Source organism: Mesorhizobium sanjuanii (assembly GCF_002529485.1).
Taxonomy (GTDB): Bacteria; Pseudomonadota; Alphaproteobacteria; order Rhizobiales; family Rhizobiaceae; genus Mesorhizobium; species Mesorhizobium sanjuanii.
In genome coordinates this window covers 46,216-62,745 of sequence record NZ_NWQG01000013.1, presented here as the reverse complement: position 1 = coordinate 62,745, position 16,530 = coordinate 46,216, and the positions used below count along the sequence as shown (strand labels likewise).

The 16,530-nt window shown below is 58.3% G+C and carries 13 protein-coding genes; 9 read left to right on the top strand and 4 right to left on the bottom strand.

What is annotated here, in order from left to right; genetic code table 11:
- Nucleotides 1-229: 229 nt before the first annotated feature.
- A complete protein-coding gene (locus CN311_RS33735; RefSeq protein WP_342586602.1) occupies nt 230-481 on the top strand; it encodes a GNAT family N-acetyltransferase in 252 nt (83 codons plus the stop codon).
- Nucleotides 427-711 (top strand): N-acetyltransferase, encoded by a 285-nt coding sequence (locus CN311_RS33730; protein WP_342586601.1) that lies wholly within the window; start codon nt 427-429, stop codon nt 709-711. The genes CN311_RS33735 and CN311_RS33730 overlap by 55 nt, the downstream gene beginning before the upstream one ends.
- Nucleotides 712-868: 157 nt before the next feature.
- Here CN311_RS33730 and CN311_RS03110 read toward each other — a convergent pair whose 3' ends face one another.
- From CN311_RS03110 to CN311_RS03100, 3 genes are all read right to left on the bottom strand, one after another.
- Nucleotides 869-2,155: an aspartate aminotransferase family protein gene (locus CN311_RS03110; RefSeq protein WP_245440706.1), complete on the bottom strand. Its 1,287-nt coding sequence runs from the start codon at nt 2,153-2,155 to the stop codon at nt 869-871.
- Nucleotides 2,156-2,243: 88 nt separating this feature from the next.
- Complete coding sequence (locus CN311_RS03105) at nt 2,244-3,791, bottom strand: aldehyde dehydrogenase family protein (RefSeq protein WP_097571945.1); 1,548 nt, start codon at nt 3,789-3,791, stop codon at nt 2,244-2,246.
- A gap of 588 nt (nt 3,792-4,379) precedes the next feature.
- Nucleotides 4,380-5,165 (bottom strand): IclR family transcriptional regulator, encoded by a 786-nt coding sequence (locus tag CN311_RS03100; RefSeq protein ID WP_115504227.1) that lies wholly within the window; start codon nt 5,163-5,165, stop codon nt 4,380-4,382.
- 422 nt (nt 5,166-5,587) lie between these two features.
- Between CN311_RS03100 and CN311_RS03095 the strand changes: the two genes are divergently transcribed.
- The 6 genes from CN311_RS03095 to CN311_RS03070 all read left to right on the top strand — a co-directional run bounded on the left by CN311_RS03095 (nt 5,588) and on the right by CN311_RS03070 (nt 13,946).
- On the top strand, nt 5,588-7,033 hold the full coding sequence (locus CN311_RS03095) for an amidohydrolase family protein (RefSeq protein WP_342586600.1): 1,446 nt from the start codon (nt 5,588-5,590) through the stop codon (nt 7,031-7,033).
- Nucleotides 7,030-8,007 (top strand): CobW family GTP-binding protein, encoded by a 978-nt coding sequence (locus CN311_RS03090; protein WP_097571942.1) that lies wholly within the window; start codon nt 7,030-7,032, stop codon nt 8,005-8,007. Before CN311_RS03095 ends, CN311_RS03090 begins: the two co-directional genes overlap by 4 nt.
- A gap of 12 nt (nt 8,008-8,019) precedes the next feature.
- Nucleotides 8,020-8,976 (top strand): ABC transporter permease, encoded by a 957-nt coding sequence (locus CN311_RS03085; protein WP_097571941.1) that lies wholly within the window; start codon nt 8,020-8,022, stop codon nt 8,974-8,976.
- A gap of 14 nt (nt 8,977-8,990) precedes the next feature.
- Nucleotides 8,991-10,130: an ABC transporter permease gene (locus CN311_RS03080; protein ID WP_342586599.1), complete on the top strand. Its 1,140-nt coding sequence runs from the start codon at nt 8,991-8,993 to the stop codon at nt 10,128-10,130.
- Entirely contained in the window at nt 10,127-11,761 is a 1,635-nt protein-coding gene (locus CN311_RS03075; protein WP_097571940.1) for an ABC transporter ATP-binding protein, read from the top strand. The genes CN311_RS03080 and CN311_RS03075 overlap by 4 nt, the downstream gene beginning before the upstream one ends.
- A gap of 601 nt (nt 11,762-12,362) precedes the next feature.
- Nucleotides 12,363-13,946, top strand: coding sequence for an ABC transporter substrate-binding protein (locus tag CN311_RS03070; protein ID WP_245440705.1), 1,584 nt, complete (start codon nt 12,363-12,365; stop codon nt 13,944-13,946).
- Between the two features lie 172 nt (nt 13,947-14,118).
- Here the strand turns inward: CN311_RS03070 and CN311_RS33815 are convergent, their stop codons facing one another.
- Nucleotides 14,119-14,382, bottom strand: a complete 264-nt coding sequence (locus CN311_RS33815) for an AraC family transcriptional regulator (protein ID WP_425351048.1) — start codon at nt 14,380-14,382, stop codon at nt 14,119-14,121.
- A gap of 840 nt (nt 14,383-15,222) precedes the next feature.
- Between CN311_RS33815 and CN311_RS03055 the strand changes: the two genes are divergently transcribed.
- A complete protein-coding gene (locus CN311_RS03055; RefSeq protein ID WP_097571937.1) occupies nt 15,223-16,530 on the top strand; it encodes an NAD(P)/FAD-dependent oxidoreductase in 1,308 nt (435 codons plus the stop codon).

Genomic DNA, 16,530 nt, shown 5'->3' with positions numbered 1-16,530 from the left:
TCCCAGATGGTAGCGTTCCTTCGCTTTCCCCTCTGTCTTGCCGAACATCTCCCCCACTTGGGGGAAAATTGGCCATCACGACGGCCTTCACCAAACTCAAAACCCGCAGGAAGAGGGCCAGCGCCCTAACTGCCGATCTCCCCAGTCCGTACACCCAAGTGGGGAGATGTTCGGCAAGACAGTGGAGAAGCGTGCTCGCGCCCTACTCTCAATGAGCACGGCCACAGCCGTGCAAACCGTCACGCTGCGCCCCGGCCGGGCCAACGACGTCGAGACCGTTCTTGCCGCGCTGCTGCGCCTCGGCACCGATAGCGGCGCGCATAAGGAAATCAAATCGATGCCAGAAGATCTGCACCGCCACGGCTTCGGCGACAAACCGGCCTTCTCGACTCTGATCGCGGAGGTGGATGACCAGTTCGCCGGCCCATGCCTGCACTTTCCGTGGCCAGGGAGTGCCGAGCTGCGGGCGGTGCCTATCTGAGGCTCTCGGTCGATACCGACAGCGAGACGGCCAAGGCCTTCTATGAAAAGCTTGGCATTGGCCGGTCGGACTATGAGCAGGTGCAAAGGATTGTCGCCGGGCTTTTTTTGCCTTTGCCGACGCGCTTGGGGGTGCGGGAAGGGCTCGCCGGCAATGGCGACGCCGAGGCCGTCCGTGATGTTAAAATCGGACGGTGCCTGGCGGTTGGGATTATGGCGCTGCGTCGGTGACGGCAACCCGAGCGGCTTGTTCGGGGCAGACGTGCGCAGAACACATTCAGAGCGGACCGGCCCCAATGGCGACGACATAGGGACAAGCTGTCATTTGATTTCAATTGGTTACACATTGTCCAGTGCCGAATAAATCCAGCACCCGCTACGTCTGCGACTAGATTGCTGCGAGCGCTCCGTCAACTGCTGAAAGGATTTCGCGCGCATCATTTTCGATCATCGGGGTGGAAAGCGCGAAGAGGCCGTAACTCGCCGAAAGTACTCCCCGATCGAGCAGACCCTTGTGGAACAGGTTGAGCTTCTTACGTTCGGACGCTCCCGGATAAACCGACCGGTAGTCCGTGATCGGCAGCGCAGTAAAATGAACCTTGAAAAGCGAGCCGAGGCCGACGCACTGTCCGTTGAGGCCATGGCGCGCCAAAGAATTCGTGATCCCTTTACGAAGCAGGGCGCCGATAGAGTCCAGATGCTCAAAGCTGGCCGGGGTCAGCGCGCGCATCGCCGCCAAGCCGGCTCGCATAGTCACTGGGTTGGCGGTGAAAGTGCCGGCGTGCGGCAAGGCAGGCTTGCCGCGGGTCGGATCGAACACTGCCATCACCTCGGCACGGCCACCGACGGCACCAACCGGAAAGCCGCCGCCGATGATTTTGCCAAGGGCCGTCAGGTCTGGTTCGATGCCCCAGAGGCCCTGCGCACCAGAGTAGCCCAGGCGGAGTGAGATCACCTCGTCGAAGATTACCAGCGAGCCGGCAGAATGAGCGATCTTGACCATCGCCCCTAGGTAGTTCTTCTGGGCGGGAATCAGTCCAGCGCGGTTCGGCATTGGGTCGATCAGAACACCCGCTATCGTTTTGCCATGCGCGTCAAAGACAGCACGCAGCGCCTCTGTATCGTTGAATGGCACCGCGATCACATCGTTAAGTACTCCTGCGGGGGTGCCTTTCGCATATGCTGTAGAGGCTGGCATGTCACCCCAATTGGCGGGCGAGCTGTCGAGGCTGACTTCCGCAAAGTCATAAGAGCCATGGTACGCGCCTTCGATCTTGACGATTTTCGGTCGACCGGTGAACGCCCGAGCCGCCTTGATCGCCATCATGACACCTTCCGTGCCAGAGTTGGCGAAGCGAACCTGCTCGACCGACGGGAGGCGCTCGACCAACAGTTCGGCAAGATCAAGCTCGCTCTCGGTGGGCGCTCCGAAAGCCGTTCCGTGGGGCATCTGACTTACCACCGCCGCCGTGACGTCGGGATGACCATAGCCATGGATCATTGCTGTGAAATTGTTGATGCAGTCGTAGTAGACGTTGCCGTCGATGTCCCAAATGTGACAACCTTCGCCGCGGTCGGCGTATATCGGAAAAGGGTCGATGAAGACAGTTGTCCGCGTATTCCCGCCCGGCATGACCTTGCGGGCACGCTCGTACATCTCGCGGGATTTCGGCATTGAATCTGGATAGTGGTGCATGATCTCGCAAATCGAAAAGAAAGAAGTTTAGGGTTGGGTCGTGAAAAGCGCTGCGATCCTCCTTCAATCACTTGGTCATGATCGTCTGGCTCTGCTCGCGCAGATACTGCGGCAAGAACCAGGTGCCGAGACCACCCTTGCCACTGACCCCAGTCCCCTTCCAGCCGCAGAACGGCTGCGCACCTGGCCACGCGCCCGTGGTCGCCCCACTCGCGCGGTTTGCATAGAGAACGCCCGCTTCGGCAAAGTCTAGGAAGTACTGCAACTCACTTTGATCATTGGTGAAGATGCCAGCCGACAAGCCGTAGGCGATGTTGTTGCCCTCGTGGAGGGCAGCGTCCAGACTGTCAAAGCTGCGGACGACCAGAAAAGGCATAAAGAGTTCCTCGCGGGTCAGCCGGCTAGGACCGTGCAGTTCGACAATCGTCGGCAACACATAATTGTCGGGAAAGCCTTGTCCCAGTGCAGCGCCCCCAAAGTGCACCGTGCCCGTGCCTTCGACTTCAGCCAACCCCGTCTTGTACCGATCGACTGTGGCGTCGCCGTAGACAGGACCCATGAAGGTCTCGGCCTTGCGAGGATCGCCCACGACCAGCTTCCCAGAAAACACTACGAGCTTGTCAATAAATTCAGCTTTGACCTTCTCATCGACGTACACGACCGAACACGCCGAGCACTTTTGCCCTTGCAAGCCGAATGCAGAACGCGCCACGCCCTGCGCCGCCCGATCGAGATCAGCTTTGCTGGTCACGTACGCGGGGTTCTTTCCGCCCATTTCTGCAATGACAGGCTTCATATATGGCAGCGTCGCCAGGTGACGGAAAATGCTCATCCCGGTCTTGTGGGAACCGGTAAATGCTACACCATCGATGCCATCCTCGGTGACAAGAAGGCGGCCCACCTCGCCGTCGCCCAGCACGATATTAAAGACACCTTCCGGCAGTCCTGCCACGCGCAGCGTTTCGGCGAGCAGCAACCCGGTCAGTGAGCAGCCGGGCGAGGGCTTGTAAACCACCGCGTTGCCCGTCAGCAGGGCGCCGGAAACCATGTTAGTTGACAAGGCCAGCGGAAAATTGAAAGGAGCGATTACCGCGAAGACGCCATATGGTTTCAAGATGCTCGCGGCCGTCTCGTTCTCGACCAGTTCGTTCATCGGCCGAACAAATCCGTTGTTCGCTTTTAATTCAGAAGCGTAATACGCGACAAAGTCGAGGCATTCCTCGGCTTCGCCGATAGCTTCTATGCGGGACTTTCCGATTTCGTAGAGCGCCGCGAGGCCAAGGTCAAACTTACGTTCCGCCAGGGCCTCAAGCCACCGTGCGCCGAATGCGAGACGATCGTCGAGTGTCGAACGATTCCACAATTTCGCGCCGGCTCGCGCAGCCTTGATCGCGGACTTGACGTCGGTCGCGGTTGATACTGGGAACTTGCCAAGAGAGATCGTCTTTTCGATAGGGCTGAGGATTTCTGTCCTTGAGCCCGTCGCGAATGGCGTTGACCAGTCGCTCGCAAGCATATTCTTCTCGAAGTCGGGCATTATTGTATCGAGGTGAGCGTGAACCGGAGAAAAATCCACTCCGATGTTCGAGTATGTCACGCGCGGAAGTTCAGCCATTTTCAGTCTCCGAAAAACGGTATTTGTACCGACCGATAATCAGGATTTCCCTTCCGTGTCAATCTAGAACACCATAAAATGGATCTAAATACCGTATTTCGGATCGCCATCGCAAGATCGATCCGGCCTCGTCTAATCCACTGAGAACCGCCCTAGGCCCGTCGCAGCTGAGCTGGGGGCGCATTTAACATACGGTCGGCAAGTAGAGGCGCCGCCCTGGTTGGCCGGCGCAGCGACTGCTTCAGAATTAGGCCGATCAGACACAATGCCGTCGGCGCAATGAAGAATGACCCATCCCTGTCGGACATGGTCGCGCCACTCGCTGCCGACGCACCCGTCGTTTCAGATGCTCGCGTTCTTCCCGCCCCAGACCCGGAGGCGCCCTCGGTCGGCGTGTCGCGTTTGCCATCGCTGCACCCGCCATCGAATAGGCGCACAGCTTACAGTGTAACGAACTTCAGATGACTAGGTCTCGATGATCTCGAAGCTATATCGCATTCGCGCGCAAACTCGCGACACCCGGAGCGATCGGCGCATATGACCGCAGTTGTTGGTTCCAGCCAGGCTCTCACGCTTCTCGCTTATAGCCTACGGTCTTTTCTTCCCATTTGGAGTAAAGACATTTGCAAACTCGGCAGCCGTCTGCTGCAGCTTCGTTACCAATAGCGAGAGCGGCTGGCTTCCCATTCTCTCAGCCGGCCCTGTCATTCCCAGGGCGTAAATTGGAGCCTGCCCTTCCATCAGAACGATAGGGCACGCGATCGTAAATAAACCTCTCACCTGCTCGCCGTTCTCAACGGCATAACCCTGCACGCGGATCCGATGGTACTCCTCCTCCAGTTCCGCTCTATCAACTATCGTGTGAGGCGTGAGTCTCTTCAGTTCAGTCTGCAAGATCGCCTCGCGCAGACTTGGTTCCTGCATGGCAGCTAAAAGCTTGCCTGTTGCCGTTGCGTGCGGAGGTAGGATGTGACCGGGAGTGACGTAGACTCCTACACTTGCATCCGGCGATTCCATAACCAGGGACCGCACGGTCGCCCCATAGAGCCGTACGATAAAGCAAGTCTCTCCGCTCTCCTCTGCGAGAGACTTGAGCAGGCGCTTGCTAGCGAGCTCAATCCACGCGGTATCTGATTGAAGGATTTGAGATAAACGCGGGCCTAGGATGAATGAGCCTCGCCGTTTGCCAGATACCAAAAGGTCGCTTGCCGCCAGGGCAGAGAGGAGCCGATTGACCGTCGTCTTCGGCAGACCCAGCATGGTCTCGAGATCACGTGTAGTCAGACCGTCCGGCGCGCTGACGACCGTTTCCAGGACCGTGACATAACGCTCCAAAGGTCCGGATTTCGGCTCGTGGATCTTGCTGACGGGCAAGTTGGCTATCCCTTCTTCGATACATCGCGTCCCGACGAAGCTAGATCGGATTCAGGGTCTCCGGTCAAGGAGGTGCAGGCGCGACCTCTGCCTTGCGATGTAATGCAAATCAGCGCGATCGGGCGATCCGTTTTGTGATCTCACGCCCCTAATGTACCCGCCAACCCCCTTGACTCCCGCGCCGCTGCGGTAATAAATCCGAAAACTGGTCACAATGTCCGAAAAGCGGGAGCCACTGGTCGATGTCAAATGTAATTCTTCCGCCCCCCGGAACCCCGGCCGGCGACGAAGAAATAGTGGTAATGACGGCTCGCGGAATGCCGCCGCTCGCTCCGGCCAGTGGCCGCGACCGCGGCGTGGGACCATTTCCTCGAATGGTTCTTCGGGGTGCGACGGTTATCGATGGCACCGGGGCTCCTCCAATGGGGCCCATCGACATCGTGGTTGAGAATGGCCGCATAACCCAGATCGTAAGTGTCGGCTTTCCCGGGTTGCCGATCGACCCAGAACGCCGCCCACCTCAAGGGGACTTCGAGGTTGACTGCCATGGGAAATGGGTAACTCCGGGATTCATCGATTCCCATGTACACATCGGTCACTTTCTCCACGCGTCGAACGGAGAGCAGGCACCTGTCGAATACGTCTATAAACTGTGGTTGGCGCACGGCATCACGACCGTCCGCGATATGTGGTCGGCAAACGGGCTGGGCTGGACGCTCCAACAAAAAGCCGCATCTGAAGCCAACGAGATCACCGCGCCCCGGATCATGGCCTATGCCGGCTTTCCATCGAACGACGAATTCCTCAACATCATTCACACGCCGGAAGAAGGGCGGACCTGGTTGCGAGGAATCGCGGAAAGAGGCGCAGACGGGGTCAAGTTCTACGGCGCCTCGCCGGCTATCTTCAAAGCCGCCCTCGAGGAATCGAAAGCGCTTGGCCTGCGCACTGGCTGTCATCACCCACAAATGGCGCTGTCCAGGCTTAACGCGCTAACGACGGCCAGCTGGGGGCTTACAAGCACCGAACACTTTTACGGTGTTCCCGAAGCCATGTTCGAGCGAACCAGCATACAGCCATACCCGGCCAACTACGATTTCATGGACGAATACCTGCGCTACAACAGCAGCAGCCAGAACTTCATACATGCGGCTGAGCCTGGCAGCACGAAGTGGAACGAAACGCTCGACCGTTTCCTCGAGCTTGACCACACGTTCGTCCCCACCCTTGCCATCCTGGAGGCCAACCGGGACCTGATGCGGGCTCGGCGCGCCGACTGGCATGACAAATATACGCATAAGAACCTGTGGGACTTTTTTGAGCCGCAGCGCCAAAACCATGGTTCGTATTGGTTTCAGTGGTCGACGCGAAACGAGGTCGAATGGAAGGAACATTTCCGTCGATGGTCTGCATTCGTGTACGACTATATGAAGAAAGGCGGGCGCGTTTGCCCGGCCAGTGACGCAGGATTCCTTTATCAAATTGATGGCTTCTGCTTCATCCGCGATCTCGAATGGTTCCAAGAAGCCGGTTTCCACCCTCTGGAAATCATCCGAGCCGCAACGATGCGCGCCTCAGAGCTCATGGGGCTGGCCGACGAAATCGGCACTGTCGAGGTAGGGAAGTGCGCCGACCTACTAGTCCACCAAGAAAATCCGCTCGGGGATTTGAAATTCCTTTATGGGACGGGCGCGCTGCGCCTCAATGACGCGACAGGTCGGTCAGAATGGCGCCGTGGCCTCCAGTATACAATACGCAACGGCGTGGTCTACGATACGGCCGAACTGCTGGCGGATGTGCGTGAGATCGTGGCGCAAAGCTGGGCTGGAGCGAACATTGACACGTTGCTGGGTCAAGACAACGTATGAGCTTCAATGCCCAACGATTCTACCCGCAAATCTTTCTGCTGACCGGCTTTCTCGGAAGCGGAAAAACTTCGCTAATCCTTGACCACATACGGGATCCAGGGACCGCGAATACTGGCGTTATTGTCAACGAGGTAGGTCAGATCGACGTGGATGGGGCGCTCATAACGACGGGGCGCACTGGGTTCCCCGTCGCGACACTCGATAACGGCTGCGTATGCTGTTCGCTCAACAGCGACCTGCCCAACGCCATCTTGGAACTGCTCGCGGAGAGGGAGGCAGCAGGAGGGCAACCGTTCGAGCGCATCATTATCGAAACGAGCGGCGTGTCGAAGCCTTCTCCCATTCTGAGATCGCTCCTAAATACCGGGATGCCTCTGCGCACAACAGTTTTGTCGACCTATGATTGCGAACAGGGGCCAGACATGACAGCTCGCTTCGAGGAAGCCGTTGCTCAGCTCGCGGCCGCGCAGACGATCGTCGTCAGCAAGGTGGATCGCGCTGACGACCTCGCATCGAGCAGGGCGAGCCAAGCCGCCGCGTATCTGAATCCGCTCGCGGCGATCGTGAACGAGCGCGACCGGACGCAACGGGCGCGGCTTGCCTTTGCTGGTATTCAAATGCCACTTCGATCGAGTTTTTCCATAGTGGCGCGTCAGGAGCCGAACAACTCCAAGCACACCAGGATGAACGTTTTCTTGATCAAATTTGAAGAGCCCAAATGGGATCAACTTTCTGAGTGGATTGAGAACTTGGTCGGGTACTGCGGTGATCGCCTGTTGCGGACGAAAGGATTCGTCCGGACGGAGGGACGTCGAGTCCTTATTCAAGGAGTTGGCGGGTCATTTGACCCTCCGCGCGAGATCGCAGACGGATTGGAGCGCGAGGATGGGCTGGTCATCATCACGCGCGACCTAGCTCGAGAGGACTTCTCCACCATAGAGCCTCCGCTGAAGCTGCAAGTGCATGGACTTTAAAGGCCCGAGATCATGAAGAAAATCCTGCAACTGATCGCCAAACGGATTGCATTCGGCGCTGCGACGCTCTTCATCGTCTCTCTGATCCTGTTCGTTGGAGTGGAACTGCTACCCGGCGATGCCGCCCAATCCATACTGGGCCGGGATGCGACTCCCGAAAATGTTGCCGCTTTGCGGCAAGAGCTTGGTCTCAACGTGTCACCTGCCGAACGGTACATCAATTGGCTGGGCGGGGTTCTGAGGGGCGATCTGGGTCAATCAGTAGTGACCCACCGCAAGATTTCCGATCTCATCAGCACTCGAATCTGGAACACGCTGTTCCTAGGAGGCTTCGCCGCTGTCTTCGCAGTGCCGTTTGCGCTGGGCTTTGGGATACTGTCCGCGACTCACAGGCATTCACTGTTCGACCGGGCGATCAATATCACTGCGTCGATTTCGATCTCGCTCCCTGAATACTTTCTTTGCTATCTCCTCATACTCGTCTTCAGCGCCAAGACTGGACTCTTCCCGGGCATCTCGAACATTCGCCCCGATCTCAATTTCGGCGAACGTCTTTACCGTACAGCGCTACCAGCGTTTGCCCTCACCCTTGGGGTGTTCGGCTATATGATGCGCATGACCCGCGCGGCGATCGTCAATCTTTTGGCGCAGCCATACATCCAGATGGCGCGGCTCAAAGGCGCGACGCCGGGTAGCGTAATCGTGCGGCACGCGCTCCCTAACGCATTCGCCCCGATCATCAACGTCGTGGCCCTCAGCCTGGCTTATCTCGTCGTTGGTGTCGTGGTGGTGGAAGTCATCTTCGTCTACCCGGGCGTCGGTCAGCTTCTGGTCGACTCCGTCGCCCGCAGGGATGTTCCGGTCGTTCAGGCATGCAGTATGTTCTTCGCGCTGACGTACGTTTCGCTGAACCTGATCGCCGACGTTTTGACAATTCTAACCAATCCCCGCCTTCTCCACCCGCGCTGAGTCAGAGGAGCTACATGACTGATCTTGCAATCCGACGCAGCGTCACGGTCTGGCTCGCGATCGGCGCCACCGGACTTGTCTTTGCGGTCTTGGCGAATGCCGCCTGGGCCCAGGGGAATCGAGGCGCAATCGCTCTTGCAGCCGCCGCTTTTGGCGGGATGGCTACGATCCTCTTAAGGTGGACGCAAGGCCGGTGCGTAGAGTTCGGGATCCTGCTTGCCTCGCTCCTCTACGGATCCGCCGTTGCGGCTGCGCAAACCCGCTTTGCGGCATTCCCTGCCTCGGGCATTGCCGGCTTGATCGCAGTCCAAGCCATGACGTTGCTGGCCGGGAGGCAAGCGCGCCTGCTGAGATCCGCTCCGGTTTCTGCCTGGATTGGCCTCATCCTCATAGGGGGGTACATCTTCGTCTGGGCGCTAGCGCCCATCCTGGCACCCTACTCTGAATCGCAGATCGTAGGAGTTGAGTATGTACCGTGGGGACCCAACTTCCTGTTGGGTACGGATTATCTGGGCCGCGACATGCTGAGCCGGCTTCTGTATGCGACAAGGAATACGATCGCCATTGCCCTGGCCGCGACATTGATTGGATTTCTCAGCGGCACCGCCGCGGGTCTGCTTGCTGCCACGATCGGAGGCTGGGTCGACAACGCGCTCGGCCGGTTCATGGATATTGCAATGGCCATCCCGCAACTCATTTTCGCTTTGTTGATCCTTACGCTTACGGGTACCTCGATCACGGCGCTGATACTCGTCATCGCCTTCGCCGACGCGACGCGCGTGTTTCGCCTCGTGCGAGCGGTTTCATCAAACGTTCTTGCGCTCGATTTCGTTGAGGCAGCCCGCTTACGCGGCGAGGGCCTCAACTGGATCATGCGGCGAGAAGTCTTGCCCAACATCAATGCACCGCTTCTGGCGGAGTTCGGGATGCGATTCTGCTTTGCGATCCTTTTCGTCAGCAGTTTGTCGTTTCTAGGCTTAGGTATGCAGCCTCCAACTGCCGATTGGGGAAGTATGGTTCGAGAAAACGCTGGGCTCATTGTGTACGGCGAGGTCGCACCGCTATTGCCTGCCGGAACCATTGCTGTGTTGGCGGTCGCGATCAACCTGACGGTTGACTGGTTGTTGTATCGAGCGAGTGGACTGAAAGCATGAGCGGCGTAAGCGTATCCACCGACCCATTGCTCCAGATCACCGGCCTCACGGTTGAGGTAAGAGCGGATGATACCTGGCGCCCGGTGCTCCACGAGTTGGATCTTACGTTGCATCGCGGCGAAGTGCTCGGTCTCATAGGGGAATCCGGTGCCGGTAAGTCCACTGCTGGCCTCGCCGCGCTCGGCTATGTAAGGAACGGCAGCCGCTTCGCAGAAGGGTCAATCCGCTTCGACGGGCGAGAGCTCGTGGGGGCACCTGAAAGGCAATTGCGGGCGCTACGCGGGCTACGGGTAGCCTACGTGGCGCAAAGCGCCGCTGCATCCTTCAATCCGGCATGGAACCTCATCACCCAATACACAGAAATACCGGTCAAGCGGCGGCTCAGGACAAGGCAACAGGCGGAAGCCGACGCCCAGAATATGTTTAAGACGCTGCTCCTGCCCGACCCAAAAGGCATCGGGTACCGCTATCCGCATCAGGTTTCGGGCGGCCAGCTTCAACGCGCCATGATTGCCATGGCAATGTCATGCCAGCCTGAGCTAATCGTCTTCGACGAACCGACGACGGCGCTGGACGTGACGACACAGGTAGAGGTACTCACGGCAATCAAGCTGATTGTCGAACGGTTTGGTACCGCGGCGCTGTATATCTCGCACGACCTCGCGGTTGTCACCCAGCTCGCCGATCGCATCATGGTGCTCAGGCATGGCTGCAAGGTCGAGGAAGGCGATACCCGTCAGATACTCGACAAGCCGCGAGAACCTTATACGAAAGCGCTGCTCGGCCAGAAAATCGAGCGACGGCGGTCTACCCCATCGCCTGCGGGCCAGCCGCTCCTCCGCATCGACAGCCTGAGCGCGGCCTACGCACGACGAGTAAGCGTCCTTCAGAACGTAACTTTTGAGGTGGGACGTAAGCAGACGGTCGCCGTCGTTGGTGAGTCGGGCAGTGGAAAGAGTTCGCTCGCTCGTGCGATCACCGGCCTTCTGACGCCGACCCGAGGCACGATTGCGCTGGACGGAAAACTACTTTCTCCCCGCATGCAACAGCGGTCCCGCTCCGACCTGAAGCGCATCCAGATGATTTATCAATCGCCTGACACCGCACTTAATCCGAGGCAACAAATCGGAGAAGTGCTGGGACGGCCGCTTGAATTCTACCTCGGTCTGCGAGGCAAAGCCCAGGAAAGATACGTAGCTAGACTGCTTGAGATGATTGACTTGGACCAAAGCTTTGCGCGTCGGTTTCCCGAGGATCTGTCTGGAGGGGAAAAGCAACGCATCTGTATCGCGCGCGCGCTGGCTGCGGAGCCAGAACTTATCATATGCGATGAAGTAACATCTGCTCTTGATCAGCTCGTCGCTCAAGACATACTACGATTGCTTCAGCGCTTGCAGCAAGAGCTCTCGGCCTCCTTCCTATTCATTACGCACGACCTGGCAACAGTAAAGGCCATCGCTGACCAGATCGTCGTCATGCAAAACGGAATGGTCGTCGATCAGGGGTCGCGGGATTCCGTCTTGAAGCCGCCACTCCACCCCTATACTAACCTTCTGCTCTCCTCTGAACCGAAGCTTGACCCGAATTGGCTCACGCAGCTGCTGGCGACTAGAGCACAAGCATACGGTTAGGGTTCAGCAGCGAAAGCTATCGGCTTGATCCAGGTCTGCTCAACGCTATGTCAAGAGAGGCCCTCGCGTTGCCGCTTTTCGCACGGGCTGCGTCTCCGACATGAACTTTCCACAGTAAGCCGCTCACCGGAAGCAATTTCGGGAGCCCGCAACTCCCCGCGCCGGCGCGTTGCACCTAATAGCGCTGTGCCGATCTTTCAAAAGGTTACGGTGCTCTTGGTCGTGGCATTCAAACCCGTCCTATCATCGGTGTAAACCCCCAGATCCAAGTGGATGCCGGTCCATCTGTTCGAAATACGGCGCCGTTTCAACGTCGATTGCGTGATGCACGCGCCGCTGCATCACACTGGTCTTGCCGCCATAAACCTGCGTGCTTATCCTTGCCCACGGCCTGTGACCGCTTCTCGGGGGCGCAAGTCTCTATAAACGCGGCCAAATCTGGTTATTAGTCGACCTCGAATGGAATAGCGTCCAACGTTTGTCACCCTCTCCACCGCTTCGCTGTTGACATTCCTGTGTGTTTGGAATTGTGTATCGGAAATAGGGACGAAGTCCCGAAAATCGGTGCGGCCGATTGTCGACCGCGAAAGGGGAGGTTGATATGGACAAATTGCACGGGCTTGACATGGATGCGCGGCTTGGGAGGCTTGACCGGCGCTCCTTCCTGAAGGCGGCATCCGCCTTGGGTATCACCGCCGCATTGTCGCTGTCGACTGCCAACCGCGTCTTCGCTCAGACGCCGAAAAAGGGCGGTCACTTCCGCATCGGCACGGGTGGCGGCTCCACGACGGATACCTATGACCCGGGCACTTACAACAACAGCGTCCTGCGAATGATAGCTGGCTCTGTCTGCAACTACCTCATGGAGGTCGACAGCCGAGGAGAAGCGACTCCGGAACTCGCGGAGAGCGTTGAGACCGTCGACGGCCTCCGTTTCATCATCAAGCTCCGCAAGGGCATTGAATTCCACAACGGCAAGACATTCGGCCCCGAAGATGTGATCGCTTCGTACAATCACCATCGCGGCGAGGGTTCAACCTCAGCTGTCAAGGGCCTCATGTCGCAGATCACCGAAATAAAGGCGGACGGCCCGAGCACGGTCGTCCTCTCCCTCTCGGCTCCCAACGCAGACTTTCCCGCAATCTTGTCGGACTATCACCTACCTATCTTTGCCGCCGACGGCGATCGCATCGACACATCACAGATGGTTGGAACGGGAGGCTACACCATATCATCCAACGAACCAGGCGTCCGTGCAATTCTGCAGCGTCATCCGAACTACTGGCGCGAAGGCCGAGGCAATTTTGACTCCGCCGAGATCCTGGTGGTGGCGGACGTCGTCGCCAACACCAACGCGCTCATCTCTGGGGAGGTCGACGCGATTGAAGGTTGCGATGTGAGCACCGTCGACCTGCTGGTGAAGCGCGAAGGGATCAAGATCCTCGAAGTGACCGGCAAACAGTACAACTCAATGCTGATGTTCACTGACGTCGAGCCCTTCACCGACAACAAGGTCAGGCTCGCCCTCAAACACGCTATCGACCGCGAGGCCATCGTAAAATCGGTATTGAAAGGCTACGGCAAGGTCGGGAACGACAATCCGATTACGCCTTCGTACCGGTTTTACAACGACCAGTTGGCGCAGCGAGTCTACGATCCTGACAAAGCGAAATTCCTCCTAAAGCAGGCCGGCCATGACAGCCTAGAAGTCGAGCTCTCGACGTCCGCCGCGGCCTTCACGGGCGCGGTGGACGTGGCCGTGCTGTTCAAGGAGCAGGCTGCCGCCGCTGGCATCAACGTGAGCATCAAGCGCGAGCCGGATGACGGATATTGGGCGAATGTGTGGCAAAAGAAGCCGTTCATCATGGGGTCCATGCTTGGCCGCGCGACTGCCGACTGGATGTTCTCAACATCGTTCGCGTCCGACGCGTCTTGGAACGATACACATTGGAAGAACGAGCGCTTTAACCTCCTTCTAAAGCAGGCCCGTTCCGAGGTGGACGATACCAAGCGCAAGGAAATGTACTTTGAAATGCAGCAGATCGTTCACGACGAAGGCGGCACGATCGTTCATTCACTTCCCAGCCTAGTCGATGCGGTCAACGATAAGGTGCAGCATGGCCCACTCGCCAGCAACTTGAACCTGGATGGAAACCGCTGCATCGATCGCTGGTGGTTCGCCTGAGAGTATACGTAAGACCTCCCAAGAAAAGGGCCCGGCTATCGCCGGGCCCTTTTTCATTCGGTAGTGTAGCGTGACAAGAAGCCTGCCGCCGCGGTCTAAAGGGTCTCCGCCGATACATTGCCGTCGCTCTGCGCCCGACGGTTAGCAGATTTCCTGGGACGGAGCCGTTACGCTATTCGCTGACCGGAAGGGCTTGAGGCGTCTGACCGTAGTAATTGCGAAATACCGGACTCAAGTGCGATCCGTCACAAAAGCAGCACTCCAATGCGATTACGGAAATCGACTTGTTCGTTCTCTGCAAAGATGGCGGGCATGATCGAGCCGTAACTGTGTGGAGACCGCCTGGAGTTCGAAGCGGAAGCGGCGCTCGGCCAGCCGTTTGCTTAGGTTCGGCTAGGCGACAAATGGTCAGCGGGGCCTCGAGGTGATGTTGCATCCGCAGGCTGCTGATTATCGGGGCGATGTGCGCCAAACTGGCTAGGCCCCAAATCGATCCCGGGAAGGTTCGTGCCGGCGCGGATGACGGCACACAAGTCGAGGATTCTCGTGGCGCTCGCTTTGGTCAATAAGATGGCGCGGACCATCTGGGCCATGGTGAAGAAGAATGAGGACTACAGGGATCCGGTGCCGGCTTCAGGCCGATTTTGCCGCATGTCGGTCAAGCCGCCCCGGCCCGCTTGCGGCCGCGGTAAGCAAAGCAGAGCAAAACATGTCGGCTCGCATCAGCAAGGGGGCGTAATCGGCAGAGCGTGGCAAGTTGCCGCCGGCTGCCAGCGTGCTCAGGGTGTTGCGGTAATAGCTTTGCAGCCGGGAAATCACGACGCGATCGGTCTCTCCGCATTTACACGTAGTGCTGCCGAGCAAGCTTGAGCGCCGTTTCAACAGCTCCCGAGCCGTCGCTTAGTCAGCACGAGACCAAAAGGTCGGCGAGCCGCTGGCAGGTTCGCTCGTGAAGAAGGAATTGTGCCCGTATCCGCCTTTTGCGACTTGCCGCGCAAATCGCGTCCGCATCGAGGCGGTTTCCGTGGCCAATGTATGACAGAGGCCCACCCCCGCTGTCTTCGAGCCAACTGCCCCGTCCTGAGGTCAAGAGTGGTGGCGTCGACGGCTGGTACGACGGAGCACGTGGCTCATCAGAAACTCCTACGAGTGCCGGCCGGCACGTAACCTACAACCGCGATTGACGAGACCATACATGCGAAGTATGTACCCGGTAAACGGAATTTTGTCCCTAAAAACGGTTTTCATTCACTCGCACCGATAGATTGGCCACCAGATGCATCACATCACGACTTCTGATTTCAAATTCCAGCCCTATTGGTGGGATGCTGCGGCACCTACTGTAATTGAAGCAGACAACCCCGATGCCGAATATGATGTCGTGGTTGTCGGCAGTGGATACACCGGCGTCAGCGCGGCGCTCCATCTAGCGCGCGCCGGGCGCAGCGTCGCGATTTTCGATCGGCAGGATCCGGGCGCGGGCGCTTCACGCCGCAATGCGGGCTTCATCGGAAGGGTGCTTAAGAAGTCGTATTCCGACCTCTCGGCTTCAAAGGGTAAGGGAGACGCCAAGGCCATCTATGCCGAACTTCACTCCGCCTACCGCTTCACGCTGGATCTCATTGAAAGCGAGGCCATCGCCTGCTTCGCTTCACGCCCGGGCCGCTTCATCGGCGCGACGTCGAAGGGGCATTTCGATGCGCTTGCAGCGGATCTCGGCAGGATGCAAGCAGAGATGGGCTTCGACTATGCGATGGTGCCAGCAGGACGCCAACGGGAAGAACTGGGCACCGATCTTTACCTGGGCGGAGCGGTGATTCCAGACAGTGGCTGCCTTCATCCAGGTCTCTACCACAAGGGCTTGCTTGACCGTGCCATGGCGGCGGGGGTCACCGTTTTCGGTCGCACTGAGGTAGAGGAGATCAGGGCGTCTAGCACTGGAAGCAGCGAAATCCGCACCACCAAAGGGGTCGTAAGGGCACGTGACGTGGTGGTGGGCACCAATGGCTACACTACAAACTTGGGGTGGTTCCGCCGCCGCATTGTTCCTTTCCGTGCCTATATGGCTGCGACCGAGGAGATGCCGCGGCCGCTGTTGGAGAAGCTCATCCCCCTTGGACGGACAGTCGTCGATTCCAACACGAACATCGACTTCTTCCGTCCTGCACCGGATTCGAACCGGATCTTGTTCGGTGGCGCAACTGCGGCACCGCTTGGGGGGCAAGACGAGATCGTAAGGCGCATGAAAGCGATTCTCGATCGCGTGCTGCCTGACGCGCGTGAACTGAGGTTGAGCCATGCGTGGAGCGGCTATTGTGCTGGGACGTTCGACCTGATGCCGCATATGGGCAGCAACGGGCGCGTCCACTACGGCATGGGCTATAATTTCTCCGGCATCACTCTGGGAACTACCTTCGGCAGGAAAATCGCCGGGCGCATTCTCGGCGAGCCTGGCGTGGACAGCATGTTCGCAACCAGCAAATTTCCAACGATGCCCCTCTATAGCGGAAGGCCATGGTTTCTCGGCCTCGTCATGCGTTATTTTGATTGGCACGACCGCCAGATCGCGCGGCGCGGGACTTGA